Source organism: Burkholderia aenigmatica (genome assembly GCF_048627025.1).
Classification (GTDB): Bacteria; Pseudomonadota; Gammaproteobacteria; order Burkholderiales; family Burkholderiaceae; genus Burkholderia; species Burkholderia aenigmatica.
This window is the reverse complement of sequence record NZ_CP184468.1, coordinates 2,976,067-2,992,453: the sequence shown is the minus strand read 5'-3', so window position 1 is coordinate 2,992,453 and position 16,387 is coordinate 2,976,067. Positions and strand designations below refer to the sequence as shown.

The 16,387-nt window shown below is 68.4% G+C and carries 15 protein-coding genes; 10 read left to right on the top strand and 5 right to left on the bottom strand.

Annotated elements, in window-relative coordinates:
• Nucleotides 1–165 precede the first annotated feature (165 nt).
• A complete protein-coding gene (locus ACN8ZM_RS14020; protein WP_043190182.1) occupies nucleotides 166–1,542 on the bottom strand; it encodes a nucleobase:cation symporter-2 family protein in 1,377 nt (458 codons plus the stop codon).
• A 439-nt stretch (nucleotides 1,543–1,981) separates the two neighbouring features.
• Between ACN8ZM_RS14020 and ACN8ZM_RS14015 the strand changes: the two genes are divergently transcribed.
• The 3 genes from ACN8ZM_RS14015 to fghA all read left to right on the top strand — a co-directional run bounded on the left by ACN8ZM_RS14015 (nucleotide 1,982) and on the right by fghA (nucleotide 5,681).
• Nucleotides 1,982–3,433, top strand: a complete 1,452-nt coding sequence (locus ACN8ZM_RS14015) for a xylulokinase (RefSeq protein ID WP_420210167.1) — start codon at nucleotides 1,982–1,984, stop codon at nucleotides 3,431–3,433.
• Between the two features lie 276 nt (nucleotides 3,434–3,709).
• Nucleotides 3,710–4,816 carry an S-(hydroxymethyl)glutathione dehydrogenase/class III alcohol dehydrogenase gene (locus ACN8ZM_RS14010; RefSeq protein ID WP_011353045.1) on the top strand — a complete coding sequence of 369 codons (1,107 nt, stop codon included), beginning with the start codon at nucleotides 3,710–3,712 and terminating at the stop codon, nucleotides 4,814–4,816.
• A 16-nt stretch (nucleotides 4,817–4,832) separates the two neighbouring features.
• Nucleotides 4,833–5,681: an S-formylglutathione hydrolase gene (gene fghA / locus ACN8ZM_RS14005; protein ID WP_420210166.1), complete on the top strand. Its 849-nt coding sequence runs from the start codon at nucleotides 4,833–4,835 to the stop codon at nucleotides 5,679–5,681.
• 112 nt (nucleotides 5,682–5,793) lie between these two features.
• On the opposite strand, the gene ACN8ZM_RS14000 is transcribed toward fghA, so the two are convergent.
• From ACN8ZM_RS14000 to ACN8ZM_RS13985, 4 genes are read right to left on the bottom strand one after another with little or no spacing between them, the layout of a single operon-like run.
• Nucleotides 5,794–6,576 (bottom strand): metal ABC transporter permease, encoded by a 783-nt coding sequence (locus tag ACN8ZM_RS14000; protein ID WP_027789245.1) that lies wholly within the window; start codon nucleotides 6,574–6,576, stop codon nucleotides 5,794–5,796.
• Entirely contained in the window at nucleotides 6,569–7,459 is an 891-nt protein-coding gene (locus ACN8ZM_RS13995) for an ABC transporter ATP-binding protein (protein WP_301767428.1), read from the bottom strand. The genes ACN8ZM_RS14000 and ACN8ZM_RS13995 overlap by 8 nt, the downstream gene beginning before the upstream one ends.
• A gap of 14 nt (nucleotides 7,460–7,473) precedes the next feature.
• Nucleotides 7,474–8,388: a metal ABC transporter solute-binding protein gene (locus ACN8ZM_RS13990; RefSeq protein WP_301767429.1), complete on the bottom strand. Its 915-nt coding sequence runs from the start codon at nucleotides 8,386–8,388 to the stop codon at nucleotides 7,474–7,476.
• Nucleotides 8,389–8,434: 46 nt separating this feature from the next.
• A complete protein-coding gene (locus ACN8ZM_RS13985) occupies nucleotides 8,435–8,896 on the bottom strand; it encodes a Fur family transcriptional regulator (protein ID WP_011353040.1) in 462 nt (153 codons plus the stop codon).
• A 329-nt stretch (nucleotides 8,897–9,225) separates the two neighbouring features.
• Here ACN8ZM_RS13985 and ACN8ZM_RS13980 point away from each other — a divergent pair, with 329 nt between their 5' ends.
• From ACN8ZM_RS13980 to ACN8ZM_RS13950, 7 genes are all read left to right on the top strand, one after another.
• The gene (locus ACN8ZM_RS13980) at nucleotides 9,226–10,002 is read left to right on the top strand and encodes an L-iditol 2-dehydrogenase (RefSeq protein ID WP_420210165.1); all 777 of its coding nucleotides are present in this window, start codon (nucleotides 9,226–9,228) and stop codon (nucleotides 10,000–10,002) included.
• A 96-nt stretch (nucleotides 10,003–10,098) separates the two neighbouring features.
• On the top strand, nucleotides 10,099–11,055 hold the full coding sequence (locus tag ACN8ZM_RS13975) for a sugar kinase (RefSeq protein WP_420210164.1): 957 nt from the start codon (nucleotides 10,099–10,101) through the stop codon (nucleotides 11,053–11,055).
• The gene (locus ACN8ZM_RS13970; RefSeq protein ID WP_420210163.1) at nucleotides 11,043–12,395 is read left to right on the top strand and encodes a D-tagatose-bisphosphate aldolase, class II, non-catalytic subunit; all 1,353 of its coding nucleotides are present in this window, start codon (nucleotides 11,043–11,045) and stop codon (nucleotides 12,393–12,395) included. The genes ACN8ZM_RS13975 and ACN8ZM_RS13970 overlap by 13 nt, the downstream gene beginning before the upstream one ends.
• Before the next feature lie 58 nt (nucleotides 12,396–12,453).
• Nucleotides 12,454–13,779, top strand: coding sequence for an ABC transporter substrate-binding protein (locus tag ACN8ZM_RS13965; RefSeq protein WP_420210162.1), 1,326 nt, complete (start codon nucleotides 12,454–12,456; stop codon nucleotides 13,777–13,779).
• A 99-nt stretch (nucleotides 13,780–13,878) separates the two neighbouring features.
• On the top strand, nucleotides 13,879–14,832 hold the full coding sequence (locus ACN8ZM_RS13960) for a carbohydrate ABC transporter permease (RefSeq protein WP_043190158.1): 954 nt from the start codon (nucleotides 13,879–13,881) through the stop codon (nucleotides 14,830–14,832).
• Nucleotides 14,829–15,680 (top strand): carbohydrate ABC transporter permease, encoded by an 852-nt coding sequence (locus ACN8ZM_RS13955; protein WP_011353034.1) that lies wholly within the window; start codon nucleotides 14,829–14,831, stop codon nucleotides 15,678–15,680. The genes ACN8ZM_RS13960 and ACN8ZM_RS13955 overlap by 4 nt, the downstream gene beginning before the upstream one ends.
• A complete protein-coding gene (locus ACN8ZM_RS13950) occupies nucleotides 15,677–16,363 on the top strand; it encodes an HAD family hydrolase (protein ID WP_420210161.1) in 687 nt (228 codons plus the stop codon). Before ACN8ZM_RS13955 ends, ACN8ZM_RS13950 begins: the two co-directional genes overlap by 4 nt.
• The last annotated feature ends 24 nt before the right edge of the window (nucleotides 16,364–16,387 follow it).

Genomic DNA, 16,387 nt, shown 5'->3' with positions numbered 1-16,387 from the left:
CCACGCGACCATCCGGCATCCGGTGCCGCGCCGTCGGCGGCACCCCTTCAAGCGCGATGGCGGACCGTCCGATCGCCGAGCGTCGTCCGCACCCCAAAGCAAAACGCCACGGCATGCCGTGGCGTTTTTCGTTACCGCTTCGCGCCGTCGTCCGGCGCGTGGCGATCAGTGATGCACGTCGGCCGGGCGGCCGTCGAAGTCGTGTCCGGTGCGGCGAATGTCGCAGCGCGCGTCCTTTTCGCCTTTGACGCCGTTGAACACGATGTTCAGGATCACGGCCGTCGCCGATGCCAGCAGGATGCCGCTGTGCAGGATCGGGGCGAGTGCCGGCGGCAGCTTCGAGAAGAAGTGCGGCGACACGACCGGCACGAGACCCATGCCGACGCTCACGGCGACGATGAACAGGTTGTGCGTGTTGTTCACGAAGTCGACCTTCGACAGCACCTTGATGCCGTTCGCCGCGACCATCCCGAACATCACGATGCCTGCGCCGCCGAGCACGAACGGCGGCACCGACGCGACGACCTGCGCCATCTTCGGGAACAGGCCGAGCAGCACGAGGATCACGCCGCCGGTGGCGCACACGAAACGGCTCTTCACGCCCGTCACGCCGATCAGGCCGACGTTCTGCGAGAACGACGTATGCGGGAACGAGTTGAAGATGCCGCCGATCAGCGTGCCGAGGCCGTCGACGCGCAGGCCGCGCACCAGGCGCTCCTGGTTGACCGGACGATCGACCATGTCGCCGACCGCGAGGAACATGCCGGTCGATTCGATGAACGTGACGAACATCACCGTGACCATCGTTGCGATCGACAGCGGGTCGAAGTGCGGCAGGCCGAAGTGGAACGGCATCACGAAGCCGACCCACGGCGCGTGCGCCACGCCGTCGGTGTTCACGCGGCCGATCGCGAAGGCGATCGCGAAGCCGGCGACGATGCCCAGCAGCACCGAGATGTTCGCGAGGAAGCCGCGGCCGTACTTGTTGATCAGCAGGATCAGCGTGAGCACGAGCAGCGACAGGCCGAGATAGACGGGGCTGCCGTATTCGGGGTTGCCGACGCCGCCGGCCGCCCAGTTGATGCCCACTTCCATCAGCGACAACCCGATCACGGCGATCACGGTGCCGACGACGACTGGCGGGAAGAACCGCAACAGCTTGCCGATCATCGGCGCGAGCACGATGCCGATGATGCCGGCCGCGATGGTCGAGCCGAAGATGTCGAGGATGCCGAGGCCGGGGTTGGTGCCGATCGCGATCATCGGGCCGACGGCCGCGAACGTGCAGCCCATGATGACGGGCAGGCGGATCCCGAAGATCCACAGGCCGAGCGTCTGGATCAGCGTGGCGATGCCGCACGAAAACAGATCGGCGCTGATCAGGAACGCGATCTGGTCTTTCGGCAGCTTGAGCGCGCCGCCGACGATAAGCGGCACGGCGACAGCGCCGGCGTACATGACGAGGACGTGTTGCAGGCCAAGCGTTACCAGCTTGCCGGTCGGCAGCACCTCATCGCACGGATGGACCGTGTTCGATTGCATCTGTCTCACTCCATGATCTTGTTTTCGGGGTGATACGAAATTATTCGGAATGAATCCATGCAACAAGAGTGCTGGGTTCTATTCCGTTCTTTGCTGGTTCGATATGCCAATTCGGCATGGAGCAGGGTGTCGATCATCGGGAAACTGCCGCAGGAGTGAGGTTTCCCGGTTTTATAGCCCTTCAAAATAGCGCGGGCCCCCATGTCAAATATAGGTCGCCTTATGGTGTGTATCGGGTGGGCGGCATAGTGGCAAAAAGTGCCTGGGAAAAATCGTGCCGGGTTAACCCGCGAACGGCCGCTTTTGCCCGCAAGGTGCAGCCGGGTGGAACCCGGCCGGCGACCGCACTTTCGACCGGCTTCGACGACGGCAAAAAACGGGGCGCGCATCGCGATCCCGTTATCATCGACATCCGTTCATTCGAATTCGCCCACACGTCATGCGCCTGCTCGGAATCGACCTCGGCACCGGCTCCGTCAAACTCGTCACGCTCGATGCCGACGGTGTCGAGCGCGCGGTCGCGAGCGAACCTTATGCGCTGTCGTCGCCGCAGCCCGGCTGGGCCGAGATCGCGCCCGATACGTGGTGGCAGGCGCTCGTGCGCGCGGCCGCGCGGCTGCCGGCCGACGAGCGCGCGCAGGTGGCGGCGATCGGGTTCTCGGGGCAGATGCATGGCGTCGTGCTGATCGATGCGGCCGGGCAACCGGTGCGGCCCGCGCTGCTGTGGCCCGACACGCGCGCGGTGCGCGAAGCGGATGCGGCCAGCTGGCCCGATGCCGGATTGCCCGTCGCACCGAATCCCGTCGCACCCGGCATGGCCGGCCCGCTGTTGCGCTGGCTGGCCGCGCACGAACCCGATGCGCTGCGCGCCGCCCGCTGGGCCGTGCAGCCGAAGGACTGGTTGCGCATCGCGCTGGGCGGCGACGTTGCGGCCGATCCGAGCGATGCGTGCGCGACCGCGCTCGCGACGCCCGACGGTGCATGGGATCTCGCGCTGATCGACGCGCTCGGCTTGCCGGCGGACCGGTTCGCGCCGGTCCATCCGTCGACCGCGCGCTGCGGCATGCTCGGCGCACCGGCTGCCGCGGCACTCGGCCTGCCGGCCGGCGTGCCGCTGGCGACCGGCGCGGCCGACACCGCCTGCGCGGCGCTCGGCAGCGGGCTTGCCACCGCCGGCGATGCGCTGCTGACGACCGGCAGCGGCGGCCAGATCGTCGTGCTCGCGGATGCGCTGCCGCCCGCGCGACGCGGGCTGCATCGCTATCGCGCGGCGGCCGGCGGCGGCTATTACACGATGGCCGCGATGCAGAACGTCGGGCTCGCGCTCGAAGCCGTGCGCGGCTGGCTCGGCTACCCGCAGTGGGCCGATGCGTATGACGATGCGTTTGCCCAGGCCGCGTCGGAACGCCTGTGCTTCCTGCCGTACCTGACGGGCGAGCGTTCGCCGTGGATGAATCCCGATGCGCGTGGCGGCTGGCTCGGCCTCGGGCTCGGCGACACGCGCGGCGCGATGATGCGCGCCGCGTTCGAAGGTGTCGCGTTCGCGTTGCGCGCCGGGCTCGATGCGATCCGCGACGCCGATCGCAGCGATCCGGTGACGACGCTGCGTCTTGCGGGCGGCGGCTCGGTCGATCCGCGCTGGCGCCAGTTGCTGGCCGACGCACTGGGCGCGTCGCTCCACGCGATCGACTGCCCGAACGCCGCGACGCGCGGCGCCGCGCTGCTCGCGGGCGTCGCGATCGGGCACTGGCGGGAAGACGCGCTGCACGCGCTGGCGCCGGCCGCGTCGCCGGTTGCCGCGCCGCGCGACGATCGCTTGCTGGCTGCACGCCACGCGCGCTTCGTCGATCTGTATGCGCGAACGGATGCATGGTTCACGACGGGCGTTTAAACTCGAACACTTGTTCTTTTGCGTCAGCGATGACGCATCGTGGCAAGCCGGCGACCGTTTCCCGCACGCGATGCGCGGCGGGACCGGCCATCATGGCGAGCACGAGATTCTTTCGCCGTGCTGCGCGCGATCGACGCGCGGCACGGCTTCGACAGCTTTGCATGGAACCCGGTGCGAAGCATGAAGCCGGCCGCTCGTGCTCGAGCACCACGCCGGTCGACATGAGCGCTGACGCGCGAACCCGGGCCGACCTCACACACAGACAGGAGTCACACGATGAAGACGAAAGCAGCGATTGCATGGAAGGCGGGCGCGCCGCTGACGATCGAGGAAGTCGATCTGGAAGGGCCGCGTGCAGGTGAAGTGCTGATCGAGGTGAAGGCGACGGGCATCTGTCACACCGATTACTACACGCTGTCGGGTGCGGATCCGGAAGGGATCTTCCCGGCGATCCTCGGCCATGAAGGCGCGGGCGTCGTGGTCGACGTCGGCCCCGGCGTCGGCACCCTGCGCAAGGGCGACCACGTGATTCCGCTCTACACGCCCGAATGTCGCGAGTGCAAGTTCTGCCTGTCGCGCAAGACCAACCTGTGCCAGAAGATTCGCGCGACGCAGGGCAAGGGGCTGATGCCCGACGCAACGTCGCGCTTCTCGCTCGACGGCAAGCCGCTGTTCCACTACATGGGCACGTCGACGTTCTCGAACTACATCGTCGTGCCGGAAATCGCGGTCGCGAAGGTGCGTGAGGACGCGCCGTTCGACAAGATCTGCTACATCGGCTGCGGCGTGACGACGGGCGTCGGCGCGGTCGTGTACTCGGCGAAGGTCGAGGCGGGCGCGAACGTCGTCGTGTTCGGCCTCGGCGGCATCGGCCTGAACGTGATCCAGGGCGCGAAGATGGTCGGCGCGGACAAGATCATCGGCGTCGACATCAACCCGAAGCGCGTCGAGCTCGCGAAGAAGTTCGGGATGACGCACTTCATCAACCCGAACGAAGTCGAGAACGTGGTCGATCACATCGTGCAGCTGACCGATGGCGGCGCCGACTACTCGTTCGAATGCGTGGGCAACGTGAAGCTGATGCGCCAGGCGCTCGAGTGCACGCACAAGGGCTGGGGCCAGTCGTTCATCATCGGCGTGGCGGCAGCCGGCGAGGAAATCAGCACGCGTCCGTTCCAGCTCGTGACGGGTCGCGAGTGGAAGGGCTCGGCGTTCGGCGGCGCACGCGGCCGCACCGACGTGCCGAAGATCGTCGACTGGTACATGGAAGGCAAGATCAACATCGACGACCTGATCACGCACACGCTGCCGCTCGAGCGGATCAACGAAGGCTTCGACCTGATGAAGGCCGGCGAGTCGATCCGCTCGGTCGTGCTGTACTGACCGGGAGCGCACCGCGATGCTCGAACTCGTTTCCTCGCATGCGTGCCACGGCGGCGAGCAGCGTTTCTACCGTCACGATTCGGCGGCCATCGGCCTGCCGATGAAGTTCTCGGTGTACCTGCCGCCGCAGGCGGCGCACGGCCGCGTGCCGGCGCTGTTCTATCTCGCGGGGCTCACCTGCACCGACGAGACGTTCGCGATCAAGGCTGGCGCGCAGCAATACGCGGCGCAGCACGGCCTCGCGCTCGTGATGCCCGACACGAGCCCGCGCGGCGCGGGCGTGCCGGGCGAGACCGATGCGTGGGACTTCGGTGTCGGCGCGGGCTTCTATGTCGATGCGACCGAAGCGCCGTGGTCCGCGCATTACCGGATGGAGTCGTACGTGACGGGCGAGCTGCGCGAACTCGTCGCGGCCGAATTGCCGATCGACGCCGCGCGGCTCGGGATCTTCGGGCACTCGATGGGCGGGCACGGCGCACTGACGCTCGCGCTGCGCCATCCGGGCCTGTACCGGTCGGTGTCGGCGTTCGCGCCGATCGCCGCGCCGATGCGCTGCCCGTGGGGCGAGAAGGCGTTCTCGGGCTATCTCGGCGCCGATCGCGAAGCGTGGAAGGCACACGACGCGAGCGAGCTCGTCGCGCGCGCCGATGCGCCGAAGTTCGCGGACGGCATCCTCGTCGATCAGGGTCTCGCCGATCAGTTCCTCGCGAACCAGCTCAACCCCGACGTGTTCGAAGCCGCGTGCGAGAAGGCCGGCCAGCCGCTGACGCTGCGTCGTCATGCAGGCTACGACCACGGGTATTACTTCATCTCGACGTTCATCGCCGATCACATCGCGCATCACGCGCGCGTGCTCGCACGATGAGCGGGCAGGGAAGCCGGTAACGCACACGGCACGCCGCGCGATCGCGCGCGCATGAAAAAACGCCGGCGCTGCCCTCGGGCACGCCGGCGTTTTTATTTCCGACAAGCGGCGATCAGTGGCGCCGCAACAGGCTCGCGCCGTACACGAGCGCCGACAGCGCGGTGATCCAGAAGCTCGTCGGCCAGTCGGTGTGATACGCGAGCACGATGCCGAGCCACGCTTCGAACAGCGCGAACAGCGCGGCGAGCAGCACGCCGGTCGACAGCCGCGTCGTCACGTTCTGCGCGGCGGCAGCCGGCCCGACCAGCAGCGTGAATACCAGCAGCACGCCGACGATCTGCGTTGCAGCGGCCACTGCGAGCGCGCATACCGCGAGGAACAGCATCGACACGGTGCGCAGCGACACGCCCTTGGCTTCGGCCAGTTCGGGCTGCAGCGACGCGAACAGCAGCGGCCGCGCGATCAGCGCGAGCGCGAGCAGGCTCACCGCGCCGATGCCGGCGAGCACCGCGAGCGTGTCGTGGCTGACCGCGAGCACGTTGCCGAACAGCAGCGCGGTGACCTGCGTTGCGAACGACGTGTAGAAGTGCAGGAACAGCAGGCCGAAGCCGAGCGCGCCCGACAGGATCACGCCGATTGCGACGTCGCGGCCCGCGAGCTTTTCGCCGAGCGCGCCCATCCCGATCCCGGCCGCGAGCGTGAAGCCGACCATCCCCCAGATCGGCGAGATGCCGAGCAGCACCGCGCCCGTCGCGCCGGTGAAGCCGACGTGCGACAGCGCATGGCCGGCGAAGGTCTGCCCGCGCAGCACCAGGAAGTAGCCGACGATGCCCGCGAGCACCGCGACGATCCCCGACGCCGCGAAGGCGTTGATCATGAAGTCGTATTCAAACATCTTGCGATTGCCCGGGATGAGCGTGTCCGTGGTGGTGATGGCCGTGGCCGCCGCCACCGCCGTGCGAGTGACCGTCGTCGTCCTCGTGTTCGTGGTCGTGCTTCTCGATCTCGACGTCGCCCGACATCACGAAGATCTTGCCGTTCACGCGCATCACGTCGATCGGCGACCCGTAGAGCCGCGACAGCACGGGCTTCGTGATCACCTCGTCGACGGTGCCGAGCGCCGCGACGCCGTTGCCGAGATACAGCACGCGGTCGAGCGCGTTCAGCAGCGGATTCAGTTCGTGCGCGGAGAACAGCACGGTGATGCCGAGCTCGCGCTGCACGTTGCGCACGAGTTCGACGACGCCGCGCTGGTGGTTCGGGTCGAGGCTGATCAGCGGCTCGTCGAGCAGCAACAGCTTCGGGCTGCCGAGCAGGCACTGCGCGAGCAGCAGGCGCTGCCGCTCGCCGCCGGACAGTTCCGACAGCGGCCGGCGCGCGAGCGTCGGGCCGCCGACGAGATCGAGCACGCGGTCGACGTCGCGGCGCGTCGTCGCATTCGTGTGCGGCAGCCCCCAGCGATGGCCGTCGGCGGCCATCGCGACGAAGTCGTAGCCGCGCATCCGGCGGTTCGCGAGGCCGCTCCTGATCTGCGGCATGTAGCCGATCGACGGATTGCCGCGCACGACCGGCACGCCGCCGACGGACAGCGTGCCGGCCGACACGGGCACGAGGCCGAGCACCGCGCGCATCAGCGTGGTCTTGCCCGCACCGTTCGGCCCGAGCACGCCGACGAATTCGCCGGGTTCGATCGAGAAGCTGACGTCGCGCAGGATCGTGCGTCCGCCCAGTTCGAGCGTGACGCGATCGACGGCGAGTGCGTGAGGAGTTGCGGTCATTTCGTTACGGTTGTTTATTTCTTGCCGGCGGCCAGCGCGGTCGAGAGCGCGTCGAGCTGGCCGGCCATCCATTGCTGGAAGGTCTTGCCGGCCGGCTGCGTCTCGGTGACGCTGACGGTCGGCACGCCGCCGTCGCGCGCGATCTTCAGCATGCGCTTGGTCATCGGTTCTTCAGCCTGGCTGTTGTAGATCAGCACGCGCACCTGCTTCTTGCGCAGGTCGTTCTCGAACGCGGCGACATCCTGCGCGCTCGCCTCGGTGTCGTTCATCGTCGCGAGCTGGAAGCGCTGGTTGCGCATGTCGAGGCCGATCGCGTCGGACATGTAGCCGAACACGGGCTCGGTGGCCGTGACCGGCAGCCCCTTGTACTGCGCGCGCAGCGCGGCGACCTTGTCGTCGACGGGCTTCATCGACGCGACGAACTTCTGCAGGTTCGCGTCGTATTCGGCCTTGTTCGCCGGGTCGGCGCGGCCGAGCTCGGCCGCGATCGCGCGCGCGGCGGCCGGCATCGTCGCCGGGTCGTACCACAGGTGCGGGTTGTCGCCGGCCTTCTTGCCGACCAGATCGGCGACGACGATCGTCGCGCGCTTCGCCTGCTTCGACGCGCCGAGCAGCTTGCTCATCCACGGATCGTAGTTCGCGCCGTTGTAGATCACGACCTGCGCGTGCTGGAGCGCGCGGGCCGTTTTCGGGCTCGCTTCGAACAGGTGCGGATCCTGGTCCGGATTGCTGAGGATGCTCGTCACCGCGACATGGCTGCCGCCGATCTGCGACGCGACATCGCCGTAGAAATTCTCGGCGGCGACGACGTTGACGGTCGCGGCCTGCGCGAACGCAGGCGCCGCGAGCGACAGCGCGGCAACAGCAGTGGCGAGCCAGCGGACAGGCGACAGGGCACGCCGCGGCGCGCGCTTCAGGGCAATGGACATGAAACTCCTCGTTGGAAGGGGCGGCGCGGGCGCCGCGCGAGATGTGTCAGCGTTGCACGGGCTTGTGCTTGCAGTGCCCGCACAGGCCGCTCAGCTCGACGACCTGGTGGTGGACTTCGAAACCGTGCGCGGGCTCGCTCGCGGACAACTGCTTCGCGAGGTCGCCGCCGGGAATCTCGACGGTGTCGCCGCACGAATCGCAGATCAGGAACTGGCCTTCGTGCGGCACGCCGATCTCGCAGCACGCGAAGAACGCGTTCTTCGATTCGATCCGGTGGATGAAGCCGTGTTCGACGAGGAAATCCAGCGCGCGATAGACGGTCGTGGGCGGCACGCGGCCGCGCTGCGGCTCGAGTTCGGCGAGCAGGTCGTACGCGCCGATCGGGCGCTGCGCGGCCAGCACGCGTTCGTAGACCTGACGGCGCAGCGGCGTCCACGCGAGCCCGTGCTCGGCGGCGAATGCGTCGGCCCGGGACAGCCGGGCGTCAATGGACGAGGAGGTAGCCATGGCGTGAGGCAGGGCGATGAAACAAAGTACGGCGATGATATAACGTATCGCCGCGCCGTGCAGCGCGATTTCCCCTTTCCGTCCTCGCTCCATCCCCTTCATCGCCGATCCGGCCGCACCGCACCGTGCGGGCCGCGCCTTGCCGGGCGTGCGCGACGGGCCGCCATGCCGCGCCATCGTGCCGCAGTGCGTCATAGAAAGCCGTCACGTCGCCTTGACAGCGCGAATCGCGTATCCGATCATTCGATCACTAACAGAGCAATTGATCGGTTAGCGAGCGTTCGCTCACCTCGCAGCCGTCGTAACGCAGAACGAACCGGAGACAGCCAGTGAGACTGGAAGACAAGGTCGCGATCCTGACGGGCGCCGCAAGCGGCATCGGCGAGGCGGTCGCGCAACGTTATCTGGACGAGGGCGCGCGCTGCGTGCTCGTCGACGTGAAGCCGGCAGGCGGCTCGCTCGCGCGGCTCATCGAGGCGCATCCCGGCCGCGCGGTGGCCGTCACCGCGGACGTTACGCGCCGCGACGACATCGAGCGCATCGTCGCCACGGCGGCCGAGCGCTTCGGCGGTGTCGACATCCTGTTCAACAATGCGGCGCTGTTCGACATGCGGCCGATCCTCGACGAATCGTGGGACGTGTTCGACCGGCTATTCTCGGTCAACGTGAAAGGGCTGTTCTTCCTGATGCAGGCGGTCGCGCAGCGGATGGTCGAGCAGGGGCGCGGCGGCAAGATCGTCAACATGTCGTCGCAGGCCGGGCGTCGTGGCGAGGCACTCGTTTCGCACTACTGCGCGACCAAGGCCGCGGTGATCAGCTATACGCAGTCGGCCGCGCTCGCGCTCGCGCCGCACCGGATCAACGTGAACGGCATCGCGCCGGGCGTCGTCGACACGCCGATGTGGGAGCAGGTCGATGCGCTGTTCGCGCGCTACGAGAACCGGCCGCTCGGCGAGAAGAAGCGGCTGGTCGGCGAAGCCGTGCCGCTCGGCCGCATGGGCGTGCCGGGCGACCTGACGGGCGCCGCGCTGTTTCTCGCGTCGTCCGACGCCGACTACATCACCGCCCAGACGCTGAACGTCGACGGCGGTAACTGGATGAGCTGACGTGGCGCCGCTCGCATGCGCCACCTGCCGACCGGCTTGCGATGCAGCAGCATTGCTGCGCGTCGTGGCCGCCGTCGAACGAGGAGGGCACGCCTGATGGCCGAGATCGTCGTTGCCGGCGAACTGCTCGCCGAATTCGTCGCCGCCGAGCGTGGCCAGGGTTTCGATACGCCGGGCCTGTTCGCCGGGCCGTTCCCGAGCGGCGCGCCGGCGATCTTCGCCGACCAGGCCGCGCGGCTCGGCGCGCGCGTCGCGTATGCGGGCTGCGTCGGCCGCGACGCGTTTGGTGACGCGATCGTCGCGCGGCTCGAACGCGATGGGGTGGACGTCGCGCGGATCCGCCGCGTCGCACGCCCGACCGGCACCGCGTTCGTCGCATATCGCGACGACGGTTCGCGCAGCTTCGTGTTCGCGTTGTCCACCAGTGCGGCCGCGTGCATCGATGCGTCCGATGTCGATACCGCGATGTTCGACGGCTGCCGTTACTTCCACGTGATGGGCTCGTCGCTGACGAGCGAATCGGCGATCGCGGCGGTGCAGCGCGGCGTGATCGAGGCCGCGCGCGTCGGCGCGAAGGTGTCGTTCGATCCGAACGTGCGGCCCGAAATGCTGAGCTTTCGCCCGATGCGCGCGGCGCTCGACGCGATGCTCGCCGCGTGCCACCTGTTCCTGCCGAGCGAAGCCGACCTGCCGTTCTTCTGCGGGCCGCAGCCGGCCGAGCGCGCGATCGCGGGGCTGCTCGCGACGCATCCGTTGCTCGAGCGTGTCGTGCTGAAGCGTGGCGCGCAAGGCAGCGTCGCGTTCGACCGCGCGAACCGTGCGGAAGCGCCGGCGTTTCAGGTCGACGAAGTCGACCCGACCGGCGCCGGCGACTGCTTCGGCGGCACGCTGGTCGCGAGCCTCGTCGCCGGCGTGCCGATCGAGGCCGCGCTGCGCCGCGCGAACGCGGCCGGGGCGATCGCGGTTACGCGACGCGGCCCGATGGAGGGCAACAGCACCGCGGCCGAGATCGACCGCTTCCTGACCGAACGAGGTATCGCATGTCCGGCCTGACGACCTTCGCCGAACGTACACGTCCCGCGCACGCGGATGCCGTGCTGCGGATGATCTTCGACGCGAACCGCGCGGACGCGCAGCGCGGCATCTATTCGATCTGCAGCGCGCACCGGCTCGTGCTGGAGGCCGCGTGCGAAGCGGCCCGCGCGGACGGTTCGCCGCTGCTGATCGAGGCGACCTGCAACCAGGTGAACCATCTCGGCGGCTATACGGGCATGACGCCTGCCGATTTCCGCCGCGATGTCGACGCGATCGCGCAGCGTTGCGGGCTGGCACCGTCGGCGCTCGTGCTTGGCGGCGACCATCTCGGGCCGAACCCGTGGCGACATCGCCGCGCGGCCGATGCGATGCGCGAGGCAGGCACGATGGTTGCCGCGTACGTCGAAGCCGGCTTCGAAAAGATCCACCTCGACGCGAGCATGGCGTGCGCGGACGATCCGCGTCGGCTCGACGATCGTACGATCGCCGCGCGCGCGGCCGAACTGTGCCGCGCGGCGGAAGACGCGGCGGCGCGCGTCGGCATCGCGCCGGTCTACGTGATCGGCACCGAGGTGCCGACGCCGGGCGGTGAAGTGAGCGGTAACGACAGCGATGCGGCGATCGCACAGATCGCGGTCACGCGCAGCGACAGCATCGCGGCGACGCTCGATGCGCATCGCCGCGCGTTCGCGGCGGCCGGGCTCGACGATGCGTGGACGCGGGTCGTCGCGATCGTCGCGCAGCCGGGCGTCGACTTCGACGATCGTCACGTGCTCGACTACGACAGCGCGAAGGCCGCGTCGCTCGGCGCGAGTATCCTGCAGACACCGGGCCTCGTGTTCGAGGCACATTCGACCGACTACCAGACCGAGGGCGCGCTCGCCGCGCTCGTGCGCGACCACTTCGCGGTACTGAAGGTCGGCCCCGCGCTGACGTTCGCGCTGCGCGAGGCGCTGTTCGCGCTGACCTTCATCGAGGATGCGCTGATCGGCGAGCCCGCGCAGCGCTCGCGGTTGCGCGACGTCGTCGACGCCGCGATGCGCGCGCAGCCCGAGCACTGGGCACCGTACTACCGCGGCGACGAAACCGAGCAGCGGCTCGCGCGCCAGTTCAGCTATAGCGACCGGATCCGTTACTACTGGCTGCAGCCGGCCGTCGCGGCCGCGGTCGAGCAGCTGTTCGACAACCTCGCGCGGCAGCCGGTGCCGGAGACGCTCGTCGCGCAGTGGTTGCCGGACGTGTACGCGGCCTGCCGCGCGGGCGGGCTCGCGAAGGCGCCGCGCGCCTGGGTGCGCCACCGGATACGCGACGTGATCGCGCACTATGCGCGCGCGTGCGGAATGCAGCGGCCGGCATGACGGGCCGCGAAGTCAACGCAGTACCGACGACACTTCGAACAAACACAGGAGACATGCCATGCAACGAAAGATGCTCGACGCCGCCGCACGCGGCTTCGCCGGAGCCGCGCTCGCGACGGCGGCCTGCGCCGCGTCCGCCGGCACGGTGACGATCGCGACGCTGAACAATCCCGACATGATCGAGCTGAAGAAGCTGTCGCCGGCCTTCGAGAAGGCAAACCCGGACATCAAGCTGAACTGGGTGATCCTCGAGGAGAACGTGCTGCGCCAGCGCGCGACGACCGACATCACGACCGGCAGCGGCCAGTTCGACGTGATGGCGATCGGCACCTACGAGGCGCCGCAGTGGGGCAAGCGCGGCTGGCTCGCGCCGATGACGGGCCTGCCCGCCGACTACGACCTGAACGACATCGTGAAGACCGCGCGCGACAGCCTGTCGTACAACGGCCAGCTGTACGCGCTGCCGTTCTACGTCGAGAGCTCGATGACGTTCTACCGCAAGGACCTGTTCGCGGCGAAGGGGCTGAAGATGCCCGACCAGCCGACCTACGACCAGATCGCCGAATTCGCGGACAAGCTCACCGACAAGGCGAAGGGCACCTACGGGATCTGCCTGCGCGGCAAGGCCGGGTGGGGCGAGAACATGGCGTACGTGTCGACGGTCGTGAACACGTTCGGCGGGCGCTGGTTCGACGAGAACTGGAATGCGCAGCTCACGTCGCCGGAGTGGAAGAAGGCGATCACGTTCTACGTGAACCTGCTGAAGAAAGACGGCCCGCCGGGAGCGAGCTCGAACGGCTTCAACGAGAACCTGACCCTGACCGCATCGGGCAAGTGCGCGATGTGGATCGACGCGACGGTCGCGGCCGGGATGCTCTATAACAAGCAGCAGTCGCAGGTGGCTGACAAGATCGGCTTCGCGGCCGCGCCGGTCGCCGCCACGCCGAAGGGCTCGCACTGGCTGTGGGCATGGGCGCTGGCCGTGCCGAAGACGTCGAAGCAGCAGGATGCCGCGCGCAAGTTCATCGCGTGGGCGACGTCGAAGCAGTACATCGAGATGGTCGGCAAGGACGAGGGCTGGGCGTCGGTGCCGCCGGGCACGCGCACGTCGACCTATCAGCGCCCCGAGTACAAGGCCGCCGCGCCGTTCTCGGACTTCGTGCTGAAGGCGATCGAGACGGCCGACCCGAACGATCCGTCGTTGAAGAAGGTGCCGTACACGGGCGTGCAGTACGTCGGGATTCCTGAATTCCAGTCGTTCGGCACGGTGGTCGGCCAGTCGATCGCCGGTGCGGTGGCCGGCCAGATGACGGTCGACCAGGCGCTTGCCGCCGGGCAGGCCGCCGCCGACCGCGCGGTGCGGCAGGCCGGCTACAAGAAGTAACGCGGCCCGCACCGTGCGCGGTGGCGCACGGTGCGCGTCGTCGAAGCTGACTGGCGGGCTGGCCTTCGCGCCCGCGCATCAACCGGAGGGACTCCGATCATGCGTCACCTGCGTCTTCCCCTGAGCCACGCTCACGCGCCGTCGGTCGGCGACGCGTCGTCGCCGCCCGGCGCGCCGCGCCGCGCGCGCGGCGGTGCGAGCTGGCTCGTCTCGCCGTCCGTCGCGGTGCTGCTGCTGTGGATGTCGATTCCGCTCGCGATGACGATCTGGTATTCGTTCTCGCGCTACAACCTGCTGAACCCGGACGTGAAGGGTTTCGCGGGCATCGACAACTATCGCTTCCTCGCGACCGATCCGTCGTTCCTGCCCGCGATCTGGCACACGCTCGTGCTGATCGGCGCGGTGCTCGCGATCACGGTGGTCGGCGGCGTGCTGATGGCCGTGCTGTTCGACCGCAAGTTCTACGGGCAGGGCGTCGCGCGCCTGCTCGCGATCGCGCCGTTCTTCGTGATGCCGACGGTGTCCGCGCTGATCTGGAAGAACATGATCCTGCACCCGGTCTACGGGCTCGTCGCGAACGCGATGCGCGCGCTCGGGATGACGCCGATCGACTGGTTCGCCGATTACCCGCTCACCGCCGTGATCATCATCGTCGCGTGGCAGTGGCTGCCGTTCGCGTTCCTGATCCTGTTCACCGCGATCCAGTCGCTCGACCAGGAGCAGAAGGAAGCCGCGCGCATCGACGGCGCCGGCCCGATCGCGATGTTCTTCTACATCACGCTGCCGCACCTGAAGCGCGCGATCGCCGTGGTCGTGATGATGGAGACGATCTTCCTACTGTCGATCTTCGCGGAGATCTACACGACGACCGGCGGCGGCCCCGGCGACGCGACGACCAACCTGTCGTACCTGATCTATGCGCTCGGCCTGCAGCAGTTCGACGTCGGCCTCGCGTCCGCCGGCGGCATCATCGCCGTCGTGGTCGCGAACGTCGTGTCGTTCTTCCTCGTGCGGATGCTCGCGCGCAACCTGAAGGGAGAGTACGAGAAATGAGCGACCTGACCTTCGAAGGCCGGCGCGTGCCGGCCGTGTTCGACCTCGTGCGGCGCGCGCTGCCCGGCACGCTCGCGTGGCTGATCGCGCTGCTGCTGTTCTTCCCGATCTTCTGGATGGCGATCACCGCGTTCAAGACGGAGCAGCAGGCGTATGCGTCGACACTGTTCTTCATCCCGACGCTCGACAGCTTCCGCGAGGTGTTCGCACGCAGCAACTACTTCGCGTTCGCATGGAACTCGGTGCTGATCTCGGCGGGCGTCACGGTGATCTCGCTGCTGTTCGCGGTGCCGGCCGCGTACGCGATGGCGTTCTTCCCGAACCACCGCACGCAGAAGGTGCTGCTGTGGATGCTGTCGACGAAGATGATGCCGTCGGTCGGCGTGCTGGTGCCGATCTACCTGCTGTGGAAGAACGCGGGGCTGCTCGATACCGTGTCGGGCCTCGTGATCGTCTACACGCTGATCAACCTGCCGATCGCGGTGTGGATGACCTTCACGTACTTCAACGAGATCCCGAAGGACATCCTCGAAGCCGGGCGTATCGACGGCGCGTCGACGTGGCAGGAGATCGTCTACCTGCTGATGCCGATGGCGCTGCCGGGGCTCGCGTCCACCGCGCTGCTGCTCGTGATCCTGTCGTGGAACGAGGCGTTCTGGAGCATCAACCTGTCGAGTTCGAACGCCGCGCCGCTGACCGTGTTCATCGCGTCGTATTCGAGCCCCGAGGGGCTGTTCTGGGCGAAGCTGTCCGCGGCTTCGTTGCTCGCGGTCGCGCCGATCCTGATCGTCGGCTGGCTGTCGCAGAAGCAGCTCGTGCGCGGGCTCACGTTCGGAGCCGTCAAATGACCGGGACGAACGTCTTGATCTGCGATTGCGACGGCGTGCTGATCGACAGCGAGGCCGTGGCGGCCGACGTGATCGTGCGCGAACTCGATGCACGCTGGCCGGGCGTCGATGCGCGGCCGGCCGTGATGCCGCTGCTCGGGCTGCGCATCGAGCGCGTGCTGGCCGGCGCGGGCGAGGCCGTCGGGCGCACGCTGTCGGCCGACGATGTCGACGCGATCCGCCGTGCGGTCGAGGCGGCGGCCGTCAATGCGCCGATGGTCGACGGCATCGATGCGGCGCTGGCCGCGATCCGGCTGACGACGGCTTGCGCGAGCAACAGCTATCGCGCATACGTCGAGGCGGCACTGGCACGCACGGGCCTCGCGCGCTTCTTCGGCGACCGGCTGTTCTGCGCGGACGCCGTCGCGCGGCCGAAGCCGGCACCGGACGTGTATCTCGCGGCGGCGCGCACGCTCGGTGTCGCGCCGGCCCGGTGTCTCGTGGTCGAGGACAGTGCGACCGGCATCACCGCGGCCGCCGCGGCCGGCATGACCGTGCTCGGCTTCGTCGGCGGCGGGCATGCGTCGGCCGCGCAGATCGACGCGCTGCGCGGGATCGGCGCGCGTCACGTGTTCGACGACATGCACGAGCTGCCCGGCTACGTCGCGCGCTGGCAGGCGACCGGCGCGGTGTTGCCGAACTAGCAACAACGATTGCGCGCCGCGTTC

Excerpts from the sequence above, each read along its gene's own strand:
- ACN8ZM_RS14020 (WP_043190182.1), bottom strand. The coding sequence starts at position 1,542 with ATGCAATCGAACACGGTCCATCCGTGCGATGAGGTGCTGCCGACCGGC.
- ACN8ZM_RS14015 (WP_420210167.1), top strand. The coding sequence starts at position 1,982 with ATGCGCCTGCTCGGAATCGACCTCGGCACCGGCTCCGTCAAACTCGTC.
- ACN8ZM_RS14010 (WP_011353045.1), top strand. The coding sequence starts at position 3,710 with ATGAAGACGAAAGCAGCGATTGCATGGAAGGCGGGCGCGCCGCTGACG.
- fghA (WP_420210166.1), top strand. The coding sequence starts at position 4,833 with ATGCTCGAACTCGTTTCCTCGCATGCGTGCCACGGCGGCGAGCAGCGT.
- ACN8ZM_RS14000 (WP_027789245.1), bottom strand. The coding sequence starts at position 6,576 with ATGTTTGAATACGACTTCATGATCAACGCCTTCGCGGCGTCGGGGATC.
- ACN8ZM_RS13995 (WP_301767428.1), bottom strand. The coding sequence starts at position 7,459 with ATGACCGCAACTCCTCACGCACTCGCCGTCGATCGCGTCACGCTCGAA.
- ACN8ZM_RS13990 (WP_301767429.1), bottom strand. The coding sequence starts at position 8,388 with ATGTCCATTGCCCTGAAGCGCGCGCCGCGGCGTGCCCTGTCGCCTGTC.
- ACN8ZM_RS13985 (WP_011353040.1), bottom strand. The coding sequence starts at position 8,896 with ATGGCTACCTCCTCGTCCATTGACGCCCGGCTGTCCCGGGCCGACGCA.
- ACN8ZM_RS13975 (WP_420210164.1), top strand. The coding sequence starts at position 10,099 with ATGGCCGAGATCGTCGTTGCCGGCGAACTGCTCGCCGAATTCGTCGCC.
- ACN8ZM_RS13970 (WP_420210163.1), top strand. The coding sequence starts at position 11,043 with ATGTCCGGCCTGACGACCTTCGCCGAACGTACACGTCCCGCGCACGCG.
- ACN8ZM_RS13965 (WP_420210162.1), top strand. The coding sequence starts at position 12,454 with ATGCAACGAAAGATGCTCGACGCCGCCGCACGCGGCTTCGCCGGAGCC.
- ACN8ZM_RS13960 (WP_043190158.1), top strand. The coding sequence starts at position 13,879 with ATGCGTCACCTGCGTCTTCCCCTGAGCCACGCTCACGCGCCGTCGGTC.
- ACN8ZM_RS13955 (WP_011353034.1), top strand. The coding sequence starts at position 14,829 with ATGAGCGACCTGACCTTCGAAGGCCGGCGCGTGCCGGCCGTGTTCGAC.
- ACN8ZM_RS13950 (WP_420210161.1), top strand. The coding sequence starts at position 15,677 with ATGACCGGGACGAACGTCTTGATCTGCGATTGCGACGGCGTGCTGATC.